Annotated in this window: 17 protein-coding genes and 1 riboswitch; of the genes, 15 read left to right on the top strand and 2 right to left on the bottom strand. The window is 52.7% G+C overall.

The window, feature by feature from the left end:
• Positions 1–290: 290 nt before the first annotated feature.
• From ACT3R4_RS09025 to ACT3R4_RS09085, 13 genes are all read left to right on the top strand, one after another.
• Positions 291–1,610, top strand: coding sequence for an NRAMP family divalent metal transporter (locus ACT3R4_RS09025; RefSeq protein WP_441678568.1), 1,320 nt, complete (start codon positions 291–293; stop codon positions 1,608–1,610).
• A gap of 68 nt (positions 1,611–1,678) precedes the next feature.
• Positions 1,679–1,957, top strand: a complete 279-nt coding sequence (locus tag ACT3R4_RS09030; protein WP_441678566.1) for an arginase family protein — start codon at positions 1,679–1,681, stop codon at positions 1,955–1,957.
• A 242-nt stretch (positions 1,958–2,199) separates the two neighbouring features.
• Entirely contained in the window at positions 2,200–3,609 is a 1,410-nt protein-coding gene (locus tag ACT3R4_RS09035; protein WP_192528416.1) for an SrfA family protein, read from the top strand.
• A 15-nt stretch (positions 3,610–3,624) separates the two neighbouring features.
• Complete coding sequence (locus tag ACT3R4_RS09040) at positions 3,625–6,678, top strand: virulence factor SrfB (RefSeq protein WP_192528417.1); 3,054 nt, start codon at positions 3,625–3,627, stop codon at positions 6,676–6,678.
• The gene (locus tag ACT3R4_RS09045; protein WP_192528418.1) at positions 6,675–9,443 is read left to right on the top strand and encodes a putative virulence factor; all 2,769 of its coding nucleotides are present in this window, start codon (positions 6,675–6,677) and stop codon (positions 9,441–9,443) included. The genes ACT3R4_RS09040 and ACT3R4_RS09045 overlap by 4 nt, the downstream gene beginning before the upstream one ends.
• Positions 9,436–10,536: a hypothetical protein gene (locus ACT3R4_RS09050; protein WP_192528419.1), complete on the top strand. Its 1,101-nt coding sequence runs from the start codon at positions 9,436–9,438 to the stop codon at positions 10,534–10,536. The genes ACT3R4_RS09045 and ACT3R4_RS09050 overlap by 8 nt, the downstream gene beginning before the upstream one ends.
• Positions 10,533–12,494: a vWA domain-containing protein gene (locus tag ACT3R4_RS09055; RefSeq protein WP_192528420.1), complete on the top strand. Its 1,962-nt coding sequence runs from the start codon at positions 10,533–10,535 to the stop codon at positions 12,492–12,494. Before ACT3R4_RS09050 ends, ACT3R4_RS09055 begins: the two co-directional genes overlap by 4 nt.
• 28 nt (positions 12,495–12,522) lie before the next feature.
• A complete protein-coding gene (locus ACT3R4_RS09060) occupies positions 12,523–13,197 on the top strand; it encodes an ABC transporter ATP-binding protein (RefSeq protein ID WP_287076923.1) in 675 nt (224 codons plus the stop codon).
• Positions 13,181–14,404: an ABC transporter permease gene (locus tag ACT3R4_RS09065; RefSeq protein WP_225733911.1), complete on the top strand. Its 1,224-nt coding sequence runs from the start codon at positions 13,181–13,183 to the stop codon at positions 14,402–14,404. Before ACT3R4_RS09060 ends, ACT3R4_RS09065 begins: the two co-directional genes overlap by 17 nt.
• A gap of 133 nt (positions 14,405–14,537) precedes the next feature.
• Entirely contained in the window at positions 14,538–15,932 is a 1,395-nt protein-coding gene (locus ACT3R4_RS09070; RefSeq protein WP_225733912.1) for an SUMF1/EgtB/PvdO family nonheme iron enzyme, read from the top strand.
• A gap of 33 nt (positions 15,933–15,965) precedes the next feature.
• On the top strand, positions 15,966–16,703 hold the full coding sequence (locus tag ACT3R4_RS09075) for a coiled-coil domain-containing protein (protein ID WP_192528422.1): 738 nt from the start codon (positions 15,966–15,968) through the stop codon (positions 16,701–16,703).
• 9 nt (positions 16,704–16,712) lie between these two features.
• On the top strand, positions 16,713–17,213 hold the full coding sequence (locus ACT3R4_RS09080) for a hypothetical protein (protein ID WP_441678564.1): 501 nt from the start codon (positions 16,713–16,715) through the stop codon (positions 17,211–17,213).
• Between the two features lie 39 nt (positions 17,214–17,252).
• Positions 17,253–18,527 carry a vWA domain-containing protein gene (locus tag ACT3R4_RS09085; protein ID WP_192528423.1) on the top strand — a complete coding sequence of 425 codons (1,275 nt, stop codon included), beginning with the start codon at positions 17,253–17,255 and terminating at the stop codon, positions 18,525–18,527.
• Between the two features lie 24 nt (positions 18,528–18,551).
• Here the strand turns inward: ACT3R4_RS09085 and ACT3R4_RS09090 are convergent, their stop codons facing one another.
• Positions 18,552–19,361: a cytochrome c oxidase assembly protein gene (locus ACT3R4_RS09090; RefSeq protein WP_192528424.1), complete on the bottom strand. Its 810-nt coding sequence runs from the start codon at positions 19,359–19,361 to the stop codon at positions 18,552–18,554.
• A gap of 2 nt (positions 19,362–19,363) precedes the next feature.
• A complete protein-coding gene (locus tag ACT3R4_RS09095) occupies positions 19,364–19,828 on the bottom strand; it encodes a DUF2243 domain-containing protein (protein WP_087110788.1) in 465 nt (154 codons plus the stop codon).
• Positions 19,829–19,940: 112 nt separating this feature from the next.
• Positions 19,941–20,133: riboswitch (cobalamin riboswitch) on the top strand.
• 73 nt (positions 20,134–20,206) lie between these two features.
• Between ACT3R4_RS09095 and ACT3R4_RS09100 the strand changes: the two genes are divergently transcribed.
• Together ACT3R4_RS09100 and ACT3R4_RS09105 are read left to right on the top strand one after the other, a co-directional pair.
• On the top strand, positions 20,207–21,220 hold the full coding sequence (locus tag ACT3R4_RS09100) for an ABC transporter substrate-binding protein (protein WP_087110786.1): 1,014 nt from the start codon (positions 20,207–20,209) through the stop codon (positions 21,218–21,220).
• Positions 21,221–21,301: 81 nt separating this feature from the next.
• A complete protein-coding gene (locus tag ACT3R4_RS09105; protein ID WP_225733914.1) occupies positions 21,302–21,727 on the top strand; it encodes a pseudoazurin in 426 nt (141 codons plus the stop codon).
• Positions 21,728–22,263 lie beyond the last annotated feature (536 nt).

A 22,263-nucleotide genomic window follows, 5' to 3' on the forward strand; every position in this document is an offset into this window, starting at 1 on the left:
CGCCATCTGTGCGTTTTTGAATTCTGCCTTGCACTGCCGTTTCAGTACAGACTCAGAACGTTACGATAAATACATATCAGCTTAAAGGCTGACCCAGCGCAAGCAAACCCGGCTAGCGTGACACCTTCGCCATTTAGCCAGCCTTAATGATTTTGCTATACGTGAGTAACGTCATACAGCGCATAGCGCATGAAAGCCATCAAAGACTGAGCTAACATAGCGGCCCGCGATCAGAATCGCTTAAAACAACAATGAAACTTCAATAAAACCTCGCTCACAAGGAACCCACCATGCCCCCTCAAGAATCCAGCACGCTGGCGGCTTCTCCCTCGGCCAAGTCCATGTATGCCAAATACCTGGCCGCGCTTGGTCCTGGGTTTTTATTTGCGGGTGCAGCCATTGGCACGTCTCACGTTGTTCAATCAACACGTGCTGGGGCGGAGTATGGCATCGGCTTGCTGGGCTTTATTTTACTTGCCGTACTGCTTAAGTATCCGTCTTTCTTCTTCGGACCGTTTTATGTCAGCGTCACAGGCAAGTCGCTGGTTGAAGGCTACCGCCAGACCTTTGGTAAATCCGTGGTGGCGCTGTTTGCGCTGGTCCAAATACCTGTCTCGGCGATTATTATTGCCGCCATTGCGATTACCACGGCAGGTCTTGCCGGCAGTATCGTGCCTATGACGTTAAGCCCGCCAACCATCGCCGTGATACTGATTGCCCTGTGCTGCGTGCTGACATTCGCAGGCGGTTACAAGCTGCTTGATTGGGTCAATAAAGTCTTTATTGTCATCTTAAGCGTCACTACCCTGTTGGCGGCCCTGGTGGCCGTGCCCCTGGTCGACTGGACCTTCTACCCCGCGACAGCCGTCTCTCCGCTTTTTAATACGGCCACCTTTATTACCCTGGTAGCGGTGCTGGGCTTGATGCCGTCTGATATTACGCTCGCGGTGATGAACTCACTGTGGTCAGAGGCGCGTAATAAAAATCAGGGCGTGCGCAGCGGCACTGCCGCCGAAAAAATCGACTTCAATATCGGCTATATCGGCGCGGCCGTTCTGGCGGCCTGTTTTGTCGTAATGGGCGCTGGCGTGATGCACAGCCAAGCAATAACGCCCGCCGATGGCGCCGTCGCTTTTGCAAGCCAAGTGATTGGCCTTTATACCAACACCTTGGGCGAGTGGAGCGGCGTGGTCGTGGGTATTTCCGCGTTTACCGTCATGCTCACCACACTGCTGACCGTGCTGGATGGCTTTCCACGCATGATCACGGCCTCTTACTATACGTTTACACGCCCGGAAGGCGCCACGGAAGAGAGCCGTACGATTGAGGGCAGCCGCGCGTTTTTTATATGCATGGTGGGCTTATCACTACTGGCCGTGGTGATTCTGTATACCTTGATGGGCAGCTTCCGGCTGTTTATGGACTTTGTCATGGTCGTGGCATTTTTGATAAGCCCGGTGCTGGCTACCCTCAACCACCTGACGGCAAACGGCTCAACCGTGCCGGTGTCCCAGCGCCCTTCACGTCTGATTAATGCCTGGAGCTGGTTAGCGATCGCTACCCTGGCGCTTCTGTCACTGGGCTATATTTACGTACGCTTTATTCACTAACTCGTGTGCTTGCTAGTCAGCGCCTCGCGAAGCCGCTTTAGTTCATGGCTAAGTACTGACTGGCTTAAGTGCAGTTTTTCGGCCGCGCAGGTATTGATAGGCTCGACCTCGCATTTGCACCGTGCACCGGCACACCGGTATGTGGCGGTATGTCGACCGACTTACTGCTAAAAGTTGATATAAAGAACTATCGCCCTTCATGGTCCTCAAGAAGGGCGAATTTTATGGTCTATTTCCAATCCAAGGCTCTTAAAAATTTGTTTCAAAAACATGACGCAAAAGAGATTTTGGTGCACGTTTCAGCGTTTTCCTTCCCGAAAAAAATCCTATCTAAAATCCGCTATTAACAGGCTTTTTAGAAAGCATCTCGCTTGCCAATCTAACTTTCCTTTTTTTACTAAATTAACCTTGTTAAGATGCTTAGAAAACTAATCAAATCGATTAAAATTCGTTAGGGAACGCTGGTTTTGAAAAATTCAACTTCACTTCCATGCCAAGCTTCTTTTGATCTTGCTTTATTGAAACCACTTTTTTAACGCTGGCTTATCTGAACCAGTCAATGAGTGGTTCCTCAAAGTAAGGTATAGGCATGACATCTCTGTTGCTGCATAGCGGTAAGACAGACCAATATCGCGCCCTTGGCGAGACGGGGCAGCCGGTTTTTCACTCTGCGCTTCAATTACGTAAAACTATTGCACGCCGCCTAAAAGGAAAAGAGCGCCACCTTGCTATACCACAACGCGACCAGCAGGGAGAAGGCGTCGATTGGTACAGTGGCATCCCCGGTGACGTAGTGCCTTGGAAGAATGCTACTGAAGGTGAACGAGAGGACGCGCGTATTCAGTTGGAATCTTTTAAAAAAGAGATTCAAGCTGTCGAAATGCCCGGTGACGGCCAGGGCGGTGACCACGAAGTATTCGCACGCTTAGTCAAATGGTCTTGTCACTTCCCAGATGAAAACCATGTTTATTTGGTGGACGGCACTCCGGTACTCACCTTTTGGGGCTTTATACATCCTGAAGCCGACCGGCACGCTAATCCTTTGCAGTGCCTCTATCCCGAGACTGAGCCAGCACAGGCTCCTGCGCCCATATCCCCGCCTCTAGCTCCACTAGCGGCTGCCGTGCCTAGCAATGAGCCCACTGCTGTGAAACCGCGCCCTTGGTGGCGCCGTTTATGGTGGCTATTGCCCTTGGCTTTACTTTTAGGCTTGCTGTTGCTGCTGGGATTGAAACGCTGTTCTACACCGCCGCTAGAACCCAAGGTTGAGCTAAGTCTACCGACGGTCCAAACGCCTTCTTTTGCTGTTCCTCAACTGCCCTCGCAGGGCTTGAATACTTGGCCTTTTAGTATCGGCCCTAAAAATCTTGCGCTGCCAAATGGCGTTTTTGGGTTAAACGCTGGAGCCAGCATGCCAGCCCAGGGAAGCTCAACTGGAACGCCTGCTATAGCGTTATCTGATAACAGCTTGGCAAACACGATGCCATCTCAATCAAATATGGATTTAGCGCTTTCTGAGCCATTGCCACCTGTCAGTGAGCTGCCCGTCAACGCGTTATCACCCAGTGCCACAGAGCCGCCAGCAGGCAGAGCCAATACAGCCCAGAGCCCAACAGCCCTCCCTGAGCCACTAAACCTTCCTGCCAACACGCCAGATGGAACAGCTGCTTTTCTCGACGGTAATTGGCAAGGCGCAGGCGTAATGGATAGCCAGAGTGGTCAGCCTCTTCAAGTACGCTACGCATTCAACCAAGGCGAAGGACAGATGTTTATTCGCCGCGGTGGGCAGGCTGGTGTGATGTGTTCAGGTCCTGTGACTGCCGTGATGCAAAGTGGTGAACTCCAGGTTGAAGCCCAAGAGCGTGCTCGCTGTGAAGACGGCAGTAATTACGAAATGCCGCGCGTAGAGTGCCATCAAAACGAGGGCGAAATGGCCGACTGCGCAGCCAGCTATGACGATGAACCTTTTCCCATGCGGCTTCAGAAAGCCAGCGAATAGGACGGTAAACGGATTATGTTACCTGAGATTATTAATTTCGAAGAGGTGGCAACTCTGGTTAGCCACTCCGGCGTTCAGTTCCTGGACTTTGGTTTAACACTGGAGCCTCGCAAGGAGCCAGCTGGGGAGTTCATGTATCTGGCCACTACGGACAAGATGCTGACTCGCCTGCTGGTTAATGAAGAAGATGGCTCTTTATTTCATGAAGTAGAGCCTGGCGAGTTTGAAATCGTTAAACGCCCTCAATTCGACATGGCGATGTCGACAAGTCTTGAGCAGTTGGATAAAGCCTGGCTCCCGCTCCCCTTTTTCCGTTTTCGGCCGCCAAGCAAGTTTGATGAAGGCCCTGCCAACTGGGCCCGCATGCGCTTGACGGCCTTGGATGAGCCCGATATCGACGGCCATACTCATCGCCTGACGTTAGCCTTTGATACACAAACGCTGCCGCGTCGTGATAACACCGCATACCTTTGCCCAACGACGGATGACGTCAACTCAGGCACCAACTTCCGCCTGGCCACCAGCACGTCGAACATGCGCTGGTTTCTTGACCAATCCTGGGTAAGAGAATGGCTTGAAGAGCTTTTCCGCGAAGCCAATCCCAAGCTTGATAGCCAGGAAATGCGTGACGCTCTTGAAGAGTGCCAGCATTTTGCACATTACCTGAACGTACTTAGCCTGCTGCGCCAGCCTATCGAAGAAGAGCACAGCAAGCAGGGCAAACGCGTTCATATTCCTGACATCAAGGTTATCGCCCAGAAAGAAGGGGTAATTCCCGTCGACCTAGTGCTCGATGTCGGCAACTCGCGTACGTGCGGGATTCTGATAGAAGATCACGGCCAGTCGGGCATGGGGCTGAGACACAACTATGTGCTTGAGCTGCGTGACCTTGTCGATCCTGAGCGGGTTTATAGAGACCCGTTTGATAGTCGTATTGAATTCTCACAGACCTTTTTTGGCAAAGACCACTTATCCGTCAAGAGTGGCCGTCATGACGCTTTCTTATGGCCTACCATCGCCCGGGTTGGCGTGGAAGCAGGACGTTTGGCCGGACGGCGGCGGGGCACCGAAGGCTCCACAGGTCTATCCAGCCCCAAACGTTACCTGTGGGACGATGAGACATATCACCACGGTTGGCGCTTTAACAGTGCGTATGTGCGTACCGACACGGAGCCACATGCCACCGCCGCCCCCTTCTCTCATCTGATTAACGAGCTGGGGGATGCGCTCTACACGCTGGATGAAGAAGATCAGCTACCTGTCTTCAAGCCGCACTACTCGCGCAGCTCGCTGATGACCTTCATGCTGTCAGAAGTGCTGGCACAAGCATTGATGCAGATGAACAGCCCCGCTCAGCGTGCCCGGCAAGGGCATACCAACCGCCCTCGCCAGCTACGCTCTATCACCCTGACAGTGCCTCCAGCGCTGCCACAGGCAGAACGCAGCCTGCTGGTATCACGGCTTGAGCAAGCGGTTGCCCTGATCTGGAAAAGCCTGGGCTGGGATCACGGTGAAGAAGAGAGTAATCCGTTTGAAGCAGAAGCTGACGGCACCTTACGCGTCCCGATGCCGAGCTTGCGTGTAGAGTGGGACGAAGCCTCCTGCGGCCAGTTGGTTTACCTCTATACGGAAATCAAGGAGAACTTTGCCGGGCATCCAGAAGAGTTCTTCGCAACGCTTGCACGCCCTGATAAACCCCATCGTGAGCAGGTCAGCCTTGCCACTATTGATATTGGTGGCGGCACCACGGACCTGGTCATTACCGACTACCATCTTGACCGCAGTGGATCAACGAGCGGAGGCAGTAATGTCTCCGTCGTACCACAGCAGCGCTTTCGTGACGGTTTCCGCGTCGCCGGAGATGACATCCTGCTTGATGTCATTCAGCTGTTCGTACTTCCCAGTTTTGAGGCCGCGCTCAAGCAGGCAGGAGTAGCATCGCCTGACTCGATGATGTCGCAACTATGCGGGCAGGACAACGCTAATGCCCAGAATCAGGTTCTACGCCAACAGCTTAACCTGCAGGTTTTCACCCCGCTCGGCCTAGCGCTACTTGAGGCCTATGAAAGCTTTAACCCCGAGCAGCCTTGTGGCTCAGAGACACTCACCTACGGTGAACGCTTAGGCGAGCACAAGGTAAGCACATCGGTGCACCGTTATGTCGAAACGGCACTAAGGCACGAGCTGGGCATGGACCTTACGTTTGATTTGATGAGCATTCCGCTTACGTTCAACTTGCTGGACGTTCATCGTGCCTTTTTGCAAGATCGCTTCAACATCTGCAAAACCCTGGCATCGCTGTGTGAAGTGGTTTTCCAATATCAGTGCGACATGCTCTTGATTACCGGCCGCCCATCACGTTTACCGGGTGTCCAAGCCTATTTGCGCAAAATGCTGCCACTACCACCGGGGCGCATCCTGCCACTGCAGGGTTACCGCACAGGCAGTTGGTACCCCTTCCATCGCAACGGCCGTATAGACGATCCTAAAACCACGGCTTCCGTAGGCGCGATGTTGTGCTCACTGTGCACCCGCCATGATCTGTCCAACTTCTTTTTCGATGCTGCGAAGCTGAAACCCTATTCAACGATTCGTCATATTGGTTTGATTGATAACAATAATACGATCCCTGATGCCGATATCACCTATCGCGATATAACAACCTCCGAAGACGGCACCATGATTCATCTGCAAGAAGATGAAACAGGGGAAACGCCCGCAATCGAAATGCGCGGTGCACTTCGAATCGGCTTTCGCCAGCTAGCCGCTCAGCGTTGGTCAGCGTCTCCGCTCTATACGCTGACGTTTACCCCGACCGGGACGGAGAAGTTCGAAAAAGCCAAAGCCAATACGGGCCACGCTTTCATATTGAAGGTACGTTTAGCGGTGGATGAACGGGCCAGCAAAGGCAGCCTGATCAGTGATCGCCTGAAGATCGCCAGCGTTGAAACGAGCGGTGAAGGCAGCTTTAGCTCACGTGACCTGAAGCTGCAGCTCAATACACTTAATGATGCCGGACTGGGCGATACCAACTACTGGCTGGACAGCGGGAGCGTAAAACGCACATGAACCAGTTGACACCCGAACAGTTGTCACCAGGACAGCTGACGCCAGAACAGAAACAGCTCAGCGAAGGCTGGAAGTCCTTTTATCAGGGCGCAGGTGAAGCCCTGGAGTGGATTGACTCAGTGCGCCAAAGCGCCCCTAGCCTCGACAGTGAAGCAGACACGCTGGGGCTTGCCCTTTATCGATCCCGTAACCTTGCGAAAAGCTTATCGCATGCCGCCACGACACCAATGACCGTCGGCTTTTTTGGGCTCTCTCAAGCGGGTAAGTCGTATCTTATATCCGCACTGGCGGCTGGCGAAAACGGCAAATTGGAAACGCGTTATGGCTCGGCTCGTTTAGACTTTATCGAACACATCAACCCTGTCGGTGGTGGTAAGGAAGCGACCGGCCTGGTCACACGATTTAGCCGCACGGCAAGCTCCGGCCCCAGCGAATTCCCGGTTGAACTCAAGCTGTTCAGCGAAGTGGAAGTAGCGAAAGTATTGGCGAATGCCTGGTTCAACGACTTCGACCACGAACGCGAAGACGTTTACGAAATTGATGAAAGCAAAGTCGCGCGCCTGCTGTCGCTTTACGCTGCTGAATCTGATGAAAAGCGCCAATCAGGGATAACGCCGAAAGGTGTAACGCCCGAAAATGTGGTAGAGCTTTGGGACTACCTACAGGCGAGCTTTCCTAAATCCGTCAGCAAACTCAACGCCCGCTACTGGCCGCAGGTAGTCAAGCTTGCCCCGCAACTTACCAGCCACCAACGGGCTGAGCTGTTCTCCATTTTATGGGGCGAACAACCCGAACTTACCCACCTTTATCGCCAACTCGCCCAGACCCTGGATGCCTTGGGCCACGCCGCTCGCGTTTATGCCCCGCTTCGCTGCCTGGTAGTGAGCGATGGAGACGGCTTTAGTCAGCGCGACAGCATCATGAACGTCGACATACTGGAGCGCCTGGGTACCGCAAAGGATTATACGCTTGAGGTTTGCCCCTCAATTGGCGATACCCTGGCCGCGCCGGTTAGTTTATCGGTTGCCCAACTCGCAGCACTCACGGCGGAACTGACCTTTCCTCTGATCGAGCCTACCCGTGACCCGCGGGTAGAGCAGGTGGACCTGCTGGACTTCCCCGGTTATCGCGGCCGTTTAAGCCTACGTAATATTGGTGAATCAGGAAGCCAGGAAGGCCTTTCTCAACTCTTGCTGCGTGGCAAGGTGGCCTACCTGTTCGAGCGCTACACGGACAGCCAGGAAATGAACGGCTTGGTGGTCTGTACAAGTTCAGACAAGCAGAGCGATGTGACAAGCGTTGGCCCGGTCTTAACCCGCTGGATCGAAAAAACCCAAGGCGAAACAGCCGCCGAACGCGGCCAGCGCGATCCTGGGCTGATCTGGGCGCTCACCATGTTCGATAAGCGTATTTCCGGCGCGTTGCAACAAACCGAAAGCCAGTTGCGTGAAGGCTGGGAAGGTCTGATCAAAATGACCATGCTGGAGCGTTTCGGAAGCTTTGAGTGGATGCAGGAGTGGTCACCCGGCCAAGCGTTTAATAATACTTTCTTGGTGCGCAAACCGCGTTTGCCTGTGCCGTTCCTGGTAAGTGAAGAAGGCCGGGAAGTTGCCATAAACGAAGCAACACAAGCAGCCTTGGCAAGCATGCAAAATACCTTCATTGAAAGCCCGACGGTACAGCAGCACGTTCAGCAACCCGCCGATGCCTGGCAAGCAATGCTGACGCTAGATGATGGTGGCATGGCCCACGTTGGCGACTACCTGGGCCGCATTGCAGGCTTGGAGTACAAATTAGGCCGGATCGAAAGCCAGCTCAAGGAAACATATCGTACGCTGGTCACGGATCGTCTTGCTACTTGGCACTTCAATGACGCCGATGGTGAAGTAGAGCAGAAGCGCGCCATTGCAGGCCGTTTCTGGAAAGAGCTTCAGGTGCGCTGGCAATCAATGGGAGAGCTGCAATATCACCTGGAACTGCCCGACGAAACCGTTCGCGACCTCTACCTCAGTGACAGCGAAGACAGCCTGTCATCATCCACAGAAGATGACGACGACGCTAGCGTCGACAATGGTGGGCTATATGGCAGCAGTAGTGCTGGCCTGGAAGCTGACTTTGGAGCGCTTCCTTTTGGCGACAGTCCTGGCGAACCAACCGATATACCCGCCCAGGCACCAAGAGCGCCCGTGCTGCAAAGTGCTGATCACCGCTTTGCCAAGGCCGTCTATCACGCCTGGGTAGGTCACTTGCGTGAGTTTCCCCAGCGCCAAGGGCTGTTACGCATGCTGGGGCTGGATCGTGATTTGATGAAGCTATTGGCCGATGAACTGATTACAGGTGCCAGCCGGTCAAAGGTACAAGAGAAACTGCAAGAAGCCCTGCTGCAACGCATTCAAAGCGGCGCCCGCCGGGATCGGCTCGTGTCACGGCAAGTATTGACGGCCCAGCTCGTGCTGCGTGATTTCATTGCCTGGCTCGGTTTTCACTACCTTCCTGTGGATCAGCGGCCTGCAAGCCTTGTGGGTAGAAAAGGTCCCCTATTTGGCTATCAGCGTGACCACCTACCCAACGGCGAATTACCGCAACTACCTGACCAGCCCGTCAATCAAGCGCAGGTGTATTTTGGCAACTGGCTATCCGGACTTTATCTCATGACTCAAGAAAATGCCGGGCATAGCGGCGGTCGCGAAATCACCATTGAGCAGAATGAGCGCCTCGGTGAGGTACTTGCGTTATTCACTACCAAGGAGAAGGCGTATGCGTAAAGTTGAGCTTCGCCCCCTGTCTGATCTTAAACCCGGTTATGCCCAGCTAGTAATGATCGGTGGCACTCCTCCGAGCGAAGGTCTGTCGGTAGACATTCAGCGCAACCAGGATGAACACTTTTTACAAGCCGATGGAAAGTGGGGAAGCCACTCTTTTAAATTCACGCTGCCAACGCTGCAAACCAATGCGGACGGCCACTCGACGGCTGTGGTCGATGAGCAGATCGTTGACCCACTAATCGAAAATCCGCATGCCACCAATATGGTTCGGTTTTACGCTGCTGATGGCACGGAGTTGGGGCGCGCACGTTTAAAGCTAGCCCGTGACCTGATGCCATCCGGCGCCAGTGGCAGTACGCCCTCATTAGCCGCAGGAGCGGCCCTACATTCACCGGCGGCGCCAGAACCCGAACCAGAGCCTGACCCCATACCGGTTGAGCCATCACCCGCCGAGGTTACAACGCCAGCGCCAGAAGCGCCCCAGACAGCAAAAAAGGGCAATAAGCGATGGCTTTGGATAGTACTGGCTATTGTGCTTTTGGCACTTCTTGCAGCCGCCGCCTGGTTCGGCCTAGCGATGCGCAATGCGCCTTCAGACGCTGCCAGCGAAGCAGAGCAGGAGGAAAGTCAGCCTGAACAGCCGTTGGAAGAAGAGCCTGCTGCCCCAGAACCTGAACCTGAACCTGAATCTGAACCTGAAGCTGAAATAGCTCCGGTCGGTGAAGAGGGCCCGGCAGAAGGGATTGCCGCTCCCTGCTCTCTTCAGCGTATGACCGAACAGGGCGAACTTGAGTTTATTCAGAGCTGCACCTCTGCTGGGATTGATTCTGACGTCATGCTGAGCGTGATTGACGACGCGCTAGCGAATGAGCGTTGCGGCATAGCACGTCGTCTTTACGCCCATGAGGCGCTTAATGGCGATATTGACGCCGCGCTTGGCTATGCCCGCCAATTTGATCCTGAACAGCATGCATCCAGTACCTGCTTCCCAGAAGCGGATGCTGAAACCGCTATCTTCTGGTACGAGACCGCCCAAGGCATTGACGCCACAAATCCAGAAGCTAATCAGCGACTTGAGGAACTTCAGCCATGACACTGCACAGGATACTGCTGAGCCTGACGGTAGGCATGTTGGCAGCTACTCAAGCGCTCGCTGACGACCGACCTTTATTACAAGAAGGAAAGGAAACACTTTACCAACGCGTTTTGACAACGCCAGGCTGTCACCTCGTGCAAGATGCAGGCGGTGCAGGGGGCGAGCTCCAACCTGCCTTTAGCCGTTTTTATGTGTATCAGTTGAGCGAGAAGAGTGGCGAAAACTGGCTAAAGGTGGGCCCCGATAGTTATGGCAGCGCCATTGGCTGGCTGCCTGAATCCTGTACGGTCGATTGGAAAATGCAGCTCACACTGTCATTTACCAATCCTGCTAATCGTGAACGTCTGATGTTCTTTAAAGAACGTGACGGACTGATGCAAATTTTTGACGACTTTGAGCCTTCCGGAAAAGTAGCTCCCTTACGTGCTCAGCTACGCCGTGATGGTGAGGCTTCGGGGATCGTCGCCCAAGAGCCTGAGTACTTTGTCGATCTTCAAGAACAGTTTTATTTACTGCCTATTCTTGAAGGCGAAGAGATCATGACTGAGGCTGGCTTTATGACACGCTTGCTGCGTGTTGCTTCTGTCAGTGAGGCGGCTGAAGAAGGCCAGCAGGATGATACCCAGAAGGATCCTTCAGCGCAGTTACGTGAGTTTAATGCCGGTGTTGTATTTGTCATTGACTCCACCTCTTCCATGGGACCCTACATTGAGCGTACCCGTGAAGCCGTTGAGCGTATATACCAGAGGATTGAGGACCAACAGCTCACAGACCAGGTAAAATTTGGCCTGGTTTCCTATCGCGACAGCGTAGACGCAGCACCCGGCATTGAGTATGTCACCCGTATGTTCGCTAATCCTGCTGATATTGAAAGCGGCAACGATTTTATGGCCCGGGTGGCAAGCCTCAGCGAAGCCCAGGTTTCTACCGTTGGCTGGGAGGAAGATGCTTATGCGGGCATCATGCAGGCAGTCGAAGAGATTGAGTGGAGTAATTTTGGCGCGCGCTACATTGTTTTAATCACTGACGCCAGTGCAATTGACAGTGATAGCGAGCGCTCGTCGACAGGGTTTAGTGCAGACCAGGTTCGTCTGGAAGCCGCCCGTCAAGGTATTGCAGTCTATACCTTGCATTTAAAAACCCCTGGCGGCGAGAGCAACGGGGACCATGCTAAAGCTGAAGCACAATACAGCAACCTCTCTACGTTCGCAGGCACGGGCACCTCACTCTATTACCCTGTTAATACAGGCGATGTAACACTTTTTGGACAGCGTGTTGATGCTTTAGCCTCCGCGATTACGGACCAGGTTCAAGCGGCATATTTAGGCGATGAGGCCATCGGTAGCGCTTTAAACGCCGAGCCCACTGAAGACCCAAGTGAGCAACGTTTGATGGATGATATGCAGGTCATTGGCCATGCAATGCGCCTTGCTTACCTTGGCCAAGTAACGGGAAGCCAAGCTCCACCCGTATTTGAAGCATGGATTAGCGACCGAGATCTCATTGCTCAACATGTGCCAACCATCGACGTGCGCGTACTGCTTACCAAAGGGCAGCTTAGCGATTTGAGTGACGTGGTCAGTGAAATTCTTAACGCAGCAAATGCTGGGCTTATTTCGCCGACCGACATGTTTGATCGGCTCCGCTCTGTGGCTGCAGCAATGGGTGCGGATCCTAATCAAGTACAGCAAAGCGAAGGGCAGCACTTAAGCGAATTAGGACTTATGGGCGAGTACCTTGACGACCTCCCCTATCAAAGCGAAGTGCTTAATCTTGATGAAGAAACCTGGCTGAGTTGGGATGGTTTGCAGCAAGAACGCTTTATCAGACGCCTCGCCACTAAACTACGTCATTACCAGCGCTATAACGAAGACGTTGATAGGTGGGTATCTCTCGCTGAAGGCGCCGACCCTAGAGATGATGTCTATCCGATTCCACTAGAAATGATGCCTTAAGCCTGTGCTGAATCTAAAGGAATTACGTGTGGCACGTGGTGAGGGCGATGAGCGTCACGAAGTCTATTTGCCAGAACTTGCTCTCATCTCGGGACAAGTAGCGGCAATTGTCGGCCCTAGCGGCTGTGGTAAAAGCACCCTGCTAGAAGCAATAGGGCTTTTGCTCGCTCCCAGCACGCTGCAAAGCTATTCGCTTGGGAAGGCAAAGACCGACGTGGCCGCCTTGCTGCATAACAGGAACGAAAACACCCTGGCCAGCATTCGCTCGAAAGACATTGGCTTCTTACTACAGAACGGTGGGCTGCTGCCGTACTTGAGCGTACGCGACAATATTACGCTCCCCCGGCGCTTATTGGGCCTACCCGCTAGTAGTGAACGCATTCAGCATGCCTGTGCCAAGCTGCGCCTGGACGCTCTGTTGGATAAACGCCCTAGTGCGCTTTCCATTGGAGAGCGCCAGCGCACTGCTTTCGTGCGAGCGATGGCACATGAGCCGCAGGTATTACTGGCCGATGAACCCACGGCAGCTCTTGATCCATACGCAGGGGCTCAGCTTTTTGACCTTATGGTATCGCTTGTGAAAGAGCTCGATATGGCTGCACTCGTGGTCTCCCATGACTACACGCTGGTTGATCAGTTCAAACTGCCAAGACTGGCAGCCTCCTTAACGCCAGAGGGGTGTTGTTTTGCCTTCGCGCAGTAACCGATTTTTTCTCATTACTCGTTTAGCGTTGCAGGATCTTTGGCATGATCGCCAAGTATCGTTATGTATCGCGGCCGCTTTAGTAGCAGTGATTGCGCCGCTGTTGCTGCTTTTCGGACTCAAACATGGCGTTGTTAGCCAGCTTCAAAGCGAGCTACTTGATGACCCACGAAACCTCGAAGTGCGCATGCTGACAAGCGGTAGTTATGACGATCACTGGATGACGAAACTGCGCGAACATCCCGAGGTAGGGTTCGCTATTGGGCAAACACGCTCACTGAATACTCAAGCCAATTTGCTGAAGGATCGTCAGCACTTCCTGGAGGGCATCGAATTGATTCCTTCGGCACCTGGCGACCCGTTGCTAAACACCCTGGATCGCTACCCTGAAGGGGCACGCATCATCTTAAGTGAGTCAGCGGCCAGGCGCCTTGACGTCATCGAGGGCGAATCTCTTACTTTAGCGGTTAACAGAAGGCTTGATGAACAGCTTGAGCGTGGTCACCTGAACGTAGAAATTGCGGGTGTACTAGAGCCTGCCCGCTTTTCGCGTCCGGCTGCTTTTGTGGATCTTTCACTGCTTATTGAGTTGGAACACTTTCGAGACGGTCAAGCAAGTCCCCTTTTAGGCATAAATAATGGCTTAGCGCGAGATGATTACCCATTGAGATACGCCCGGGCGCGTGTTTACGCCAAGGATGGCGATTCAGTACAGGGATTAGTGGAGTGGTTGGAGAACCAGCGTATTGATACTGCAAGCCAGCTTGCTGATATTGAAAATGTACGCACCATCAATAGAGTTCTAGAACTCGTTTTCGGTGTTATTGCCGTAACAGCGATTATTGGATGCATGGCCTCCATGAGTGGTGCTTTTTTAGCCAACATTGATCGAAAACGCCGTGAGTATGCTGTTTTACGCTTGCTTGGTTTTCAACGCCCGGCTATCGCCACCTATATAGCCGCTCAAGTGAGCGTGTTAACGCTAATCGCTTTTGTGGCAGGGCTGGGCCTATTTGCGCTGGGTTCCGTCGTTTTTAACCGTGCCCTCGCCACGAGCCATTTAGCCTCAGGCGTTGTGAGCCATATTACCCCCCTCCATGCCGTGATCGCTTTAATACTCGCTTTTTCGGTAGGGCTATTGGTCGTCATGGTCGGCGTGATACGTGCCTACGGAATTCAACCAGCGGAGAGTCTACGTGAAGCTTGAACGTTGCCTTATCTTATTATTGTCCGGACTTAGCGTTTCCAGTATTGCCCAAGCGGAGCAATGGCCTGAAAGACTCTACAACCCAGCCCCTTCGAGTGGGGATGTGGTGCTTCCAATGCCGTGCGGTGGTGCAATGACGTTTCGCCAGGTACATGTGCCCGTCAGCAAACCACTCGATGACTTTCCCGTTCAAGTAGGGCAAGACGGCACAGGATGGGGTTACGTGGAGCAAAGCCGTCCAGCACATATTTCGGGTAGCTTTATAGACGACCAAGGAGCTACCTCCCGGTACTACCTAATGGCCAAGTACGAGCTAACCGAACTACAGTACGAAGCCCTAATGGAAAACACATGCCCAGGCCTCTCTAATCGTAAGCGTCTTCCCAAAGTAGGCATTAGTTGGTTTGATGCCATGCAGGTTGGCGATACTTACAACCTGTGGCTGCGTGACAATGCGGTGGATGCACTTCCTCAGGAAGACAGTGCGTTAGGTTTCGTGCGTTTACCCACAGAAACTGAATGGGAGTTCGCTGCACGTGGCGGTCTTGAAGTAAGTACGGCGGAGTATCGTGATTCTCGTTATCTCATGCCAGAAGGAATTAATGCTTACGAATGGTTTTCAGGCGCTCAGTCTTCCAATGGACGACTCCAGCTAACAGGCCTATTGGCCCCTAATCCATTAGGCCTACATGACATACTGGGTAACGCCAGTGAAATGATGTTTGAACCCTTCCGACTTAACAAGCTTGACCGCCAGCATGGCCAAGCAGGTGGCGTTATCGTGCGCGGTGGCAATTATTTAAGCCCTCGTGAAGACATTCGCACGGCCTTACGTAGTGAAGAGCCGTACTATGATGGTGAAGGCCAATCCCGCGGCCGTGCTACCGGCATGCGCCTGGCTGTCGTAGCACCGACACTTACCTCCCGAGAGCGTATCGCAGAGATCGAAGAGCAGTGGGCAGCGCTTGGACTGGGAGAGGAAGAAGATGGCACGCCGGATACGGCAGTCCAGTTGGCCGCCCTGGCCTCTGGCGTACAAGATGATGCTTTACAAGAAGAACTTCAGTCACTAGAGCGCCAGTTGCGTGCCAGCAACCAACGTCGTGAAGAAGCACGCAACCAGGCAATTCGTGCCAGCCTCAACTTGGGTGCTTTTCTATGCACCAAGTTAGAAGACGATGGCATTTTTTATGATTTTCTGGCGGATAACTATCGGGTTAACTGTGAAAACGACAACCCTGATGCCAGTTGCGGAATGCGGCAAACCCGCCTGGAGGATCAAGAACAGCGCCTTCAAGGTCTTAGCCGTTATTACGCAAGCAGTTTGGTGGAATCCGCCACTCTATATAGTTCCGATTCTCTAGCAGAACAAGTGCAAGTATTTAGCGAAATTCTCTCCCTTAACGCTCAGTTAAGCGAGCTTGAACCCTATCTTCAAACTTACTGGGGGCATCAGCAACAGTTTTTAAACAATCAGAGCATTACCGCCGGGGCTTGGCTTGAGAACTGTAAAGCCATGGCAAAATAATAACCACTATTAAACAACGCAAGGGAACAACACATGTCGCTCTACACCACTTATTTTAAGAAGCTGCTCGTTGGCTCAGCAATAGCAAGCACACTTGCTCTATCTGGTTGCGCCAGCACCGGTAGTAGCTTATTCAACAGTTCTGACAACCAATCAGCAGATCCACGCTTAACGCAAGGCAACGATGCTCAGTTTTTCAATAAATCTGGTTTTCAAGCCTGCGCAGCAGGTGCAGCTGTTGGCGTTATAGGATGTATGCTCAGTGGCTCTAGCAACCAAGCTCAGTGTGCCATTATTGCAGGCATCAGTGCCTGTGGCGTCGCCATGGGTGCTAACTACTATTTAGACCAGCGGCGTAATGAATATGCTTCATCAGCAGAGCGCTTACAGATGATGAGCAAAGATATTCAGCAAGATACTCAGAAAGTTATCGCCCGCACAGAAACGGCCCGTCAAGTTATGGCCGAAGACCGCCAACGTATCGAACGATTAGAGCAGGAAATGGCTGAGCAACGTATAAACCAGGAAATGGCTCAAAACGATTTAGCCGGTATCGACAGTAATATCGAGATCCTACGACGCGATATTCGAAACATGCAAAAAACAGTGACCGAATATGAAGAAGTGGCCCAGTTAGAGCGTCAAGAAGCAAGCTCTTCTGAAATTCAGCAGGTTGAGCAAGACATTGCCGTAATGAATCAGCAGGTACTAGCGCTGCAACAAGAAGTCGATGATCTCTACAGCATGCGTTCTGCGATCACTCTGGGGTAAGAAGACACTATGATGAAGTTTCAACTTATGGCTGTCGCTTGCGGCCTGATACTACTTAATGGCTGTGCCACTTCTCCGCAAGCTTGTGACCCCAGCCAAGAAGCCAGTCTTCTCACCAAGCTATCTTGTGATGCTGGCGGCGGCTATCGGTCACGTATCGATGCTGGCGAGCAGCAAGTGCAGCTTGATAAAGAAGAAAATGCACTGTTTCGTGATATCCAGCGGCAAATTGCAGAGCAGCAACGTGCTACACGAGATGAGCTACGCGTGACTAATCAGCAACAATATGAACTTGAGCGTACGATTGAACACTTAATGGTGCGCTTACAGAGCCGCTCTCAAGATCAGTTAGGGCTACAGCATCAACTGAACGCGTTAGCGCAGCAGAATAACGCGGACTTAGCAACGTCTGGTGCAGAAAAGGAGAGTTTCGCTGAACGACAAGCACGGCTTAAAGCTTTGCAAGAGCAAGTAGACAGACTTCAACAAAGCCTGGGCTATGCACCGTGATGATTCAAAAGATAGCGGCCTCCTCGCTGGAGGGCCTCCATGCAGCGTATTCTGCGTGAGGAAGGGCTTGCTTTGGCAGACCCTCTGCAACCACAGCGGTTGCAGAGGCTCGTCCATCGCTACAGCCCTCCTAGCATAGGCAACTTATTTGCCACGCCTCGCCCGGGAAATTCCGATAGTCTGGAGTGGTGGACGGAGTTACCGGGACAATCCCATCACTTTAAAGAGCTTCCACTCAGTGACCAGCAGAAGCTGAAAGAGCGTCTTGATCAACGCTTATTGGCTTTAAGCAACCTGATCACTGAACTGGAAAAACGAGACAACGCAGCTGCGAGTGAGTTAAGGCAGTTGCCCTCGGGGCCCAGCACCGAAAATCTGTACTCAGTAAATGGCGAACCGCTTTTAGTTCACTGGGTACCCGTGCAGTCGATGGCAGGTCCTGTTACGTCCTCAACGCCAATCAATCAACCTGTAATGGCACGACCAGCAGATCCTCCAAGGCGGCGCTATCACTTGCTATTACCGTTATTACTCTTACCGCTTATGGTTGGGCTAATACTGCTTGGCTTGTGGCTTGCCTTTAATCGATGGGGACCGTTTTCTCTTCCTTGGCAACCAAGCGAAGACGAAACAATCCCTCTTGTCTGCTATAGCGACAACACCCCCCCACCAGAATTCGTAGCTATCTTTGATACTTCCGGTTCCATGAACCTGAATATTCAAACGTCCAGGGAAGATGAATTGTGGTTTTTCAACATGCCCGATGCCCTGCGTGAGTTTCAGATCAATGATCCACGTATGCAGCAAATAATTGCCAGTCCCTCACGTCTCACTGTCGCTCAAGGAGCCTTCACCGACTTAGTGCAGGCGATTGACCCCAGTGTCGATATTGGACTGATCACCTATCAAGGGTGTGACGCTACGGTTATGCAAGGCATGTTCTCTGCAGAGCAACGCCCACAGCTCATAAAGGGTGTTAATCGATTGCTGGCTAATGACGGTACACCACTAGGAGCAAGCTTATTACAGGCCGCCAATATCGTTGATGGCAAAGAGCGTGATGCGGTTATTTTAGCGTTTGTTGATGGCGATGATGGCTGTGGTCAGGACCAATGCGCTATTGCTCAAGAAATTGCCCGCCAACAGCCCAGGCTCAAAATTAACGTTGTGGATATTTCGAACAGCGGATTATCAAACTGCATCGCCGAACAAACAGGTGGGCGCGTGTTCGGATCTCAAGATGCTGAAATGATTAGTACAATGCTATTAGATGCGGGAAGAGAAGCACTTGGTGAGGAGTACTGCACCCCCTAAGTCTAAGCCTTTAAAACCATAGTATTAACCAATCCTAGCGCCTGACAATAAACCCTCACGCCGCTCAACGGGCGTGCGCAACCAAAGCGTTAACAACACCACGGCCAGCAGCACTTCCGCCAGGTCGCCGCCGTAATACATCCATTGGGCGGCGGCCTGTACTTCCTCAAGCGAATGGCCAGTACCACGAGGCCAACCGTAGCCGTACATCAGCTTGCCCAACAGGCTATGAGTGGCAATAGACGCAAACAGTACGCCCATCCGAAAAAGCAGGCTCAGCCGATGGGGCGACACATCAGGCTCGGCCAGAATCGTCCAGCAGAACAGGTACCCGGCCAAAAGAAAGTGCAGGTGTATGACAACATGCACTATCGGGTGATGGAGAGATAGCGCATAAAGCGGCGTTAAATAGAGCACGTACATACCGCCGATATTGAGCACAAGTGCGCTAACCGGGTGTGAAACAAAGCGCACAAACCGGCTGTGTAGCAAAGCGACGACTCGTCTTCCGCCCGCCTGAGGCAAGGCGCGTAGCAGTAACGTAACAGGGGCCGCCAGTACCCAAGCGAGCGGTGCAAACATACCAATTAATAGATGCAAAACCATGTGGCCCACTAGATCATGGTGCGCCCAAGCCATTAAAGGGGGCGCCACGGCGATAGCTATCAGCAGACTACCCAGGCTAAAAAAGATACTTCGCCAAACGCTCCATCCGGCTGTTTGTTGCCGCTGGGCATAAGCGGCCAGAAGATACGCCAGCGTAAGTAGAACGATCAGTGCCACGGGCAGCCAATCAAGCATCGACCCATGAGCGGCGTGATCGTGAGCCTGCATGCTTAACGACGCGCCAAATGCTTGGCGCGAAAAAGCAGCCAGACGCCTACCAACAATAATCCTATCGCCGCGCCATTCCACACCACGTCATACATCAGCGGATCAACCCCATAGCGAATCTGGTGCAGGCGTAAAATCTTGTGGTTAATAACACCATCGAAAAGCTGAAACCCGCCCATCCCCAGAAAGAAGCCCGCTTGAGCCCATGGGATCGACAACCGTTTGCGCTGGGAAAGATCAAGCAGCATAAACACCCCAACCACGATGGCAAGGAGTTCAAAGGCATGCAGCAAACCGTCCGAGAGAATCCCAAACGCAGGTGTGGAGAAATCGAAAAAATGGTGCCATTGAAGCAGTTGGTGGAAGACGATTTCATCGACAGCGGCCATGACACCAATTCCCATCAGAATGGCTGCCCACAGCGAGCGTTGGGTATCAAATACTGATGAGGCGGGGTAGCTAGCCATGGCATCCTTGCTCCTGGAAGTTTCCCCTCAAGTTAGGTACGCCACGCGCTTATCGCAACCAGAAAGAGGTGATCCCAGGCTAATTTTAACCATGTTAAGCCTCATCGTTACCCCCTAGAATAGCCACGTCGGTGTTCTTTCGAGAACCTAATAGAGAATCCGCCGTGGCCTGGCCGCGAAACGGAACTGCCCCCGCAACTGTAGGCGGCGAGCGATGCTCGACAATGCCACTGGACGCTATGTCTGGGAAGGTGAGCTAGCGACGACCCGTCAGTCAGGAGACCTGCCGACACCCTAACCTTCATCGAGCGGGTCGGCTCGGCTGGCTACTTAGCCAGCTACACGCCAGCGGCCTGCTCATCATGCACGGGAGTGTACATGATGTTGAGATTAACCACGGCGGCTGTCGCCAGCCTTTGGCTTGGGCAAACCGCCAATGCCGCCACCGATTACCCCTTGACGCTTGAAAGCTGCGGGCACGAGATCACACTAGAATCGCCCCCTGAGCGGGTAGTGAGTATCGGCCAAGCGCCCACCGAGATCCTTTACATGCTGGGCCTTGAAGATACGGTTGCTGGCACCGCACTCTGGATTAACCCGGTACTGGAGGAGTTTGCTGACATTGACGCTAATGTCGAACGGTTGGCGGATGATGCACCAAGCTACGAAAGCGTGGTGGCTACCAAGCCCGACCTGGTGATATCTGCCTATGAGTGGATGATTGGACCCGCAGGCGTGGTCGGTACGCCTGAGATGTTTGCCGATGTGGGCATTCCCAGCTGGACCATGCCCACGGAGTGTATTGGCAAAAGCAACCACCAGAGCATGGACGGCGCCCGCACAACGCTGTTTGATACCGAACTGCTTTACAACAGCATCGCGACGCTTGCGCAGATGTTTGATGTTGCCGAACGCGGTGACGAGCTGATAACCGAACTGAAGGCGCGTGAAGCTGCGGCCATCGAAAAAGCGGCGGCTCTTGATTTACCGGACGATACTACCGGCGTGTTTTGGTACTCCTCCGCCGACCTGGGCATCGACCCTTACGTGGCAGGTGTTAATAGCGTGCCCGGCTGGATGATGTCGAAGCTGGGCATCGCTAACGTCGTGACATCAGAAGAGGAGTGGCCCACCGTCGGTTGGGAAACCATTGTTAGAAGTGATCCCACGTTTATTGCTGCCGCCAGAATGGATCGCCGTCGGTTCCCAGCCGACGACATTGCCGCCAAGCGGGCGTATCTTGCGTCAGACCCTGTCACCAGCATGACCGAAGCCGTGCAACAAGGCCGCATTATTGAGATTGATGCCCATGCGATGGACCCCTCGGTTCGAGCTATTTTTGCGCTGGAAGCACTCGCCAACCAGTTAGCGGAATTTGACCTATCACCGTGAGGCATTGCGCCGCCACATTGAGCGTGCCCCAAGGGCGCGCTTCTTACTCATTAATGTATGGGCTTACTCACTATGAAAATGATGCAACGACTTATTGTTCTGCTTGGTCTGCTACCGCTGGCGGCTCTAGCCAACACACATACCGTTGAGATGCTGAACCGCAATGATACCGGGCCAATGCCTTTCGCACCGGACTATCTTATTGTTCAACCTGGCGATACGGTGAAATTTCTAGCCACCGCCCCGGGGCATAATGCGGCCACCATTGACGGCATGATCCCCGAAGGCGGCGAGGCATTTGTAGGCAATATTAACGAAGAGATTGAGGTAACACTGAATGCCGAGGGCATTTGGGGCATTAAGTGCTCGCCACATTACACCATGGGCATGGTGATGCTGATTCAAGTCGGCGATACCACCGCGACGGAAGAGGATCTGCCCGACAACCTGCCTGCACCGGCACGCCAGCGTTTTGTTGAAATCCTGTCACGGCAGGCAAACAATTAACTATATTACTTTATCTATTAGGGCGGCTTGCCACATCAAACCGCCTTTCAAGATCAGCATTTATTTATCACCTCGCGAGTTTTGGTCACTTTTGATATGAAGAAGCTCTCTGGGTGAACTATCTAACATGTAATGTTGATCTTCTTTGCTCTCTATCCACTCAGATAACCAAGTGAGCAGACATTAAACATACGACGTTAACACCCACCAACATGCCACTTAGATCGCACATCGCCCCACCATCTCCTTTACGACACCTTGCTATCTAACAGCGACGCCACCATTAAAAAAAGAAACAACTGATAAGAAAAAATAAAAATCACTTTAAACACATCAACTATAGACTTCAAAAAAGTCATAAAAACTTACCGTCAAGATAGACAAGTCTGATTTTTAACTAAATTTGACTTAGATCAAGCCTAAAATCATCTTCTCCCCTCATGGCTTCAGCTATAACGCTCATTGCCGATAAAAGTAAGCAAGCCATTAATGCACAGGCACACGCGCAGGTTATGGTCAGCTTTTCAACGTCGTTG

The sequence above is a fragment of the Halomonas sp. AOP7-E1-9 genome (assembly GCF_052376035.1).
Lineage (GTDB): Bacteria > Pseudomonadota > Gammaproteobacteria > Pseudomonadales > Halomonadaceae > Vreelandella > Vreelandella citrativorans.

What these genes read in the sequence shown, in the direction of transcription:
- ACT3R4_RS09025 (WP_441678568.1), top strand. Translation starts at nt 291, where the DNA reads ATGCCCCCTCAAGAATCCAGCACGCTGGCGGCTTCTCCCTCGGCCAAG.
- ACT3R4_RS09035 (WP_192528416.1), top strand. Translation starts at nt 2,200, where the DNA reads ATGACATCTCTGTTGCTGCATAGCGGTAAGACAGACCAATATCGCGCC.
- ACT3R4_RS09040 (WP_192528417.1), top strand. Translation starts at nt 3,625, where the DNA reads ATGTTACCTGAGATTATTAATTTCGAAGAGGTGGCAACTCTGGTTAGC.
- ACT3R4_RS09045 (WP_192528418.1), top strand. Translation starts at nt 6,675, where the DNA reads ATGAACCAGTTGACACCCGAACAGTTGTCACCAGGACAGCTGACGCCA.
- ACT3R4_RS09050 (WP_192528419.1), top strand. Translation starts at nt 9,436, where the DNA reads ATGCGTAAAGTTGAGCTTCGCCCCCTGTCTGATCTTAAACCCGGTTAT.
- ACT3R4_RS09055 (WP_192528420.1), top strand. Translation starts at nt 10,533, where the DNA reads ATGACACTGCACAGGATACTGCTGAGCCTGACGGTAGGCATGTTGGCA.
- ACT3R4_RS09070 (WP_225733912.1), top strand. Translation starts at nt 14,538, where the DNA reads ATGACGTTTCGCCAGGTACATGTGCCCGTCAGCAAACCACTCGATGAC.
- ACT3R4_RS09075 (WP_192528422.1), top strand. Translation starts at nt 15,966, where the DNA reads ATGTCGCTCTACACCACTTATTTTAAGAAGCTGCTCGTTGGCTCAGCA.
- ACT3R4_RS09080 (WP_441678564.1), top strand. Translation starts at nt 16,713, where the DNA reads ATGATGAAGTTTCAACTTATGGCTGTCGCTTGCGGCCTGATACTACTT.
- ACT3R4_RS09085 (WP_192528423.1), top strand. Translation starts at nt 17,253, where the DNA reads ATGCAGCGTATTCTGCGTGAGGAAGGGCTTGCTTTGGCAGACCCTCTG.
- ACT3R4_RS09090 (WP_192528424.1), bottom strand. Translation starts at nt 19,361, where the DNA reads ATGCAGGCTCACGATCACGCCGCTCATGGGTCGATGCTTGATTGGCTG.
- ACT3R4_RS09095 (WP_087110788.1), bottom strand. Translation starts at nt 19,828, where the DNA reads ATGGCTAGCTACCCCGCCTCATCAGTATTTGATACCCAACGCTCGCTG.
- ACT3R4_RS09100 (WP_087110786.1), top strand. Translation starts at nt 20,207, where the DNA reads ATGATGTTGAGATTAACCACGGCGGCTGTCGCCAGCCTTTGGCTTGGG.
- ACT3R4_RS09105 (WP_225733914.1), top strand. Translation starts at nt 21,302, where the DNA reads ATGCAACGACTTATTGTTCTGCTTGGTCTGCTACCGCTGGCGGCTCTA.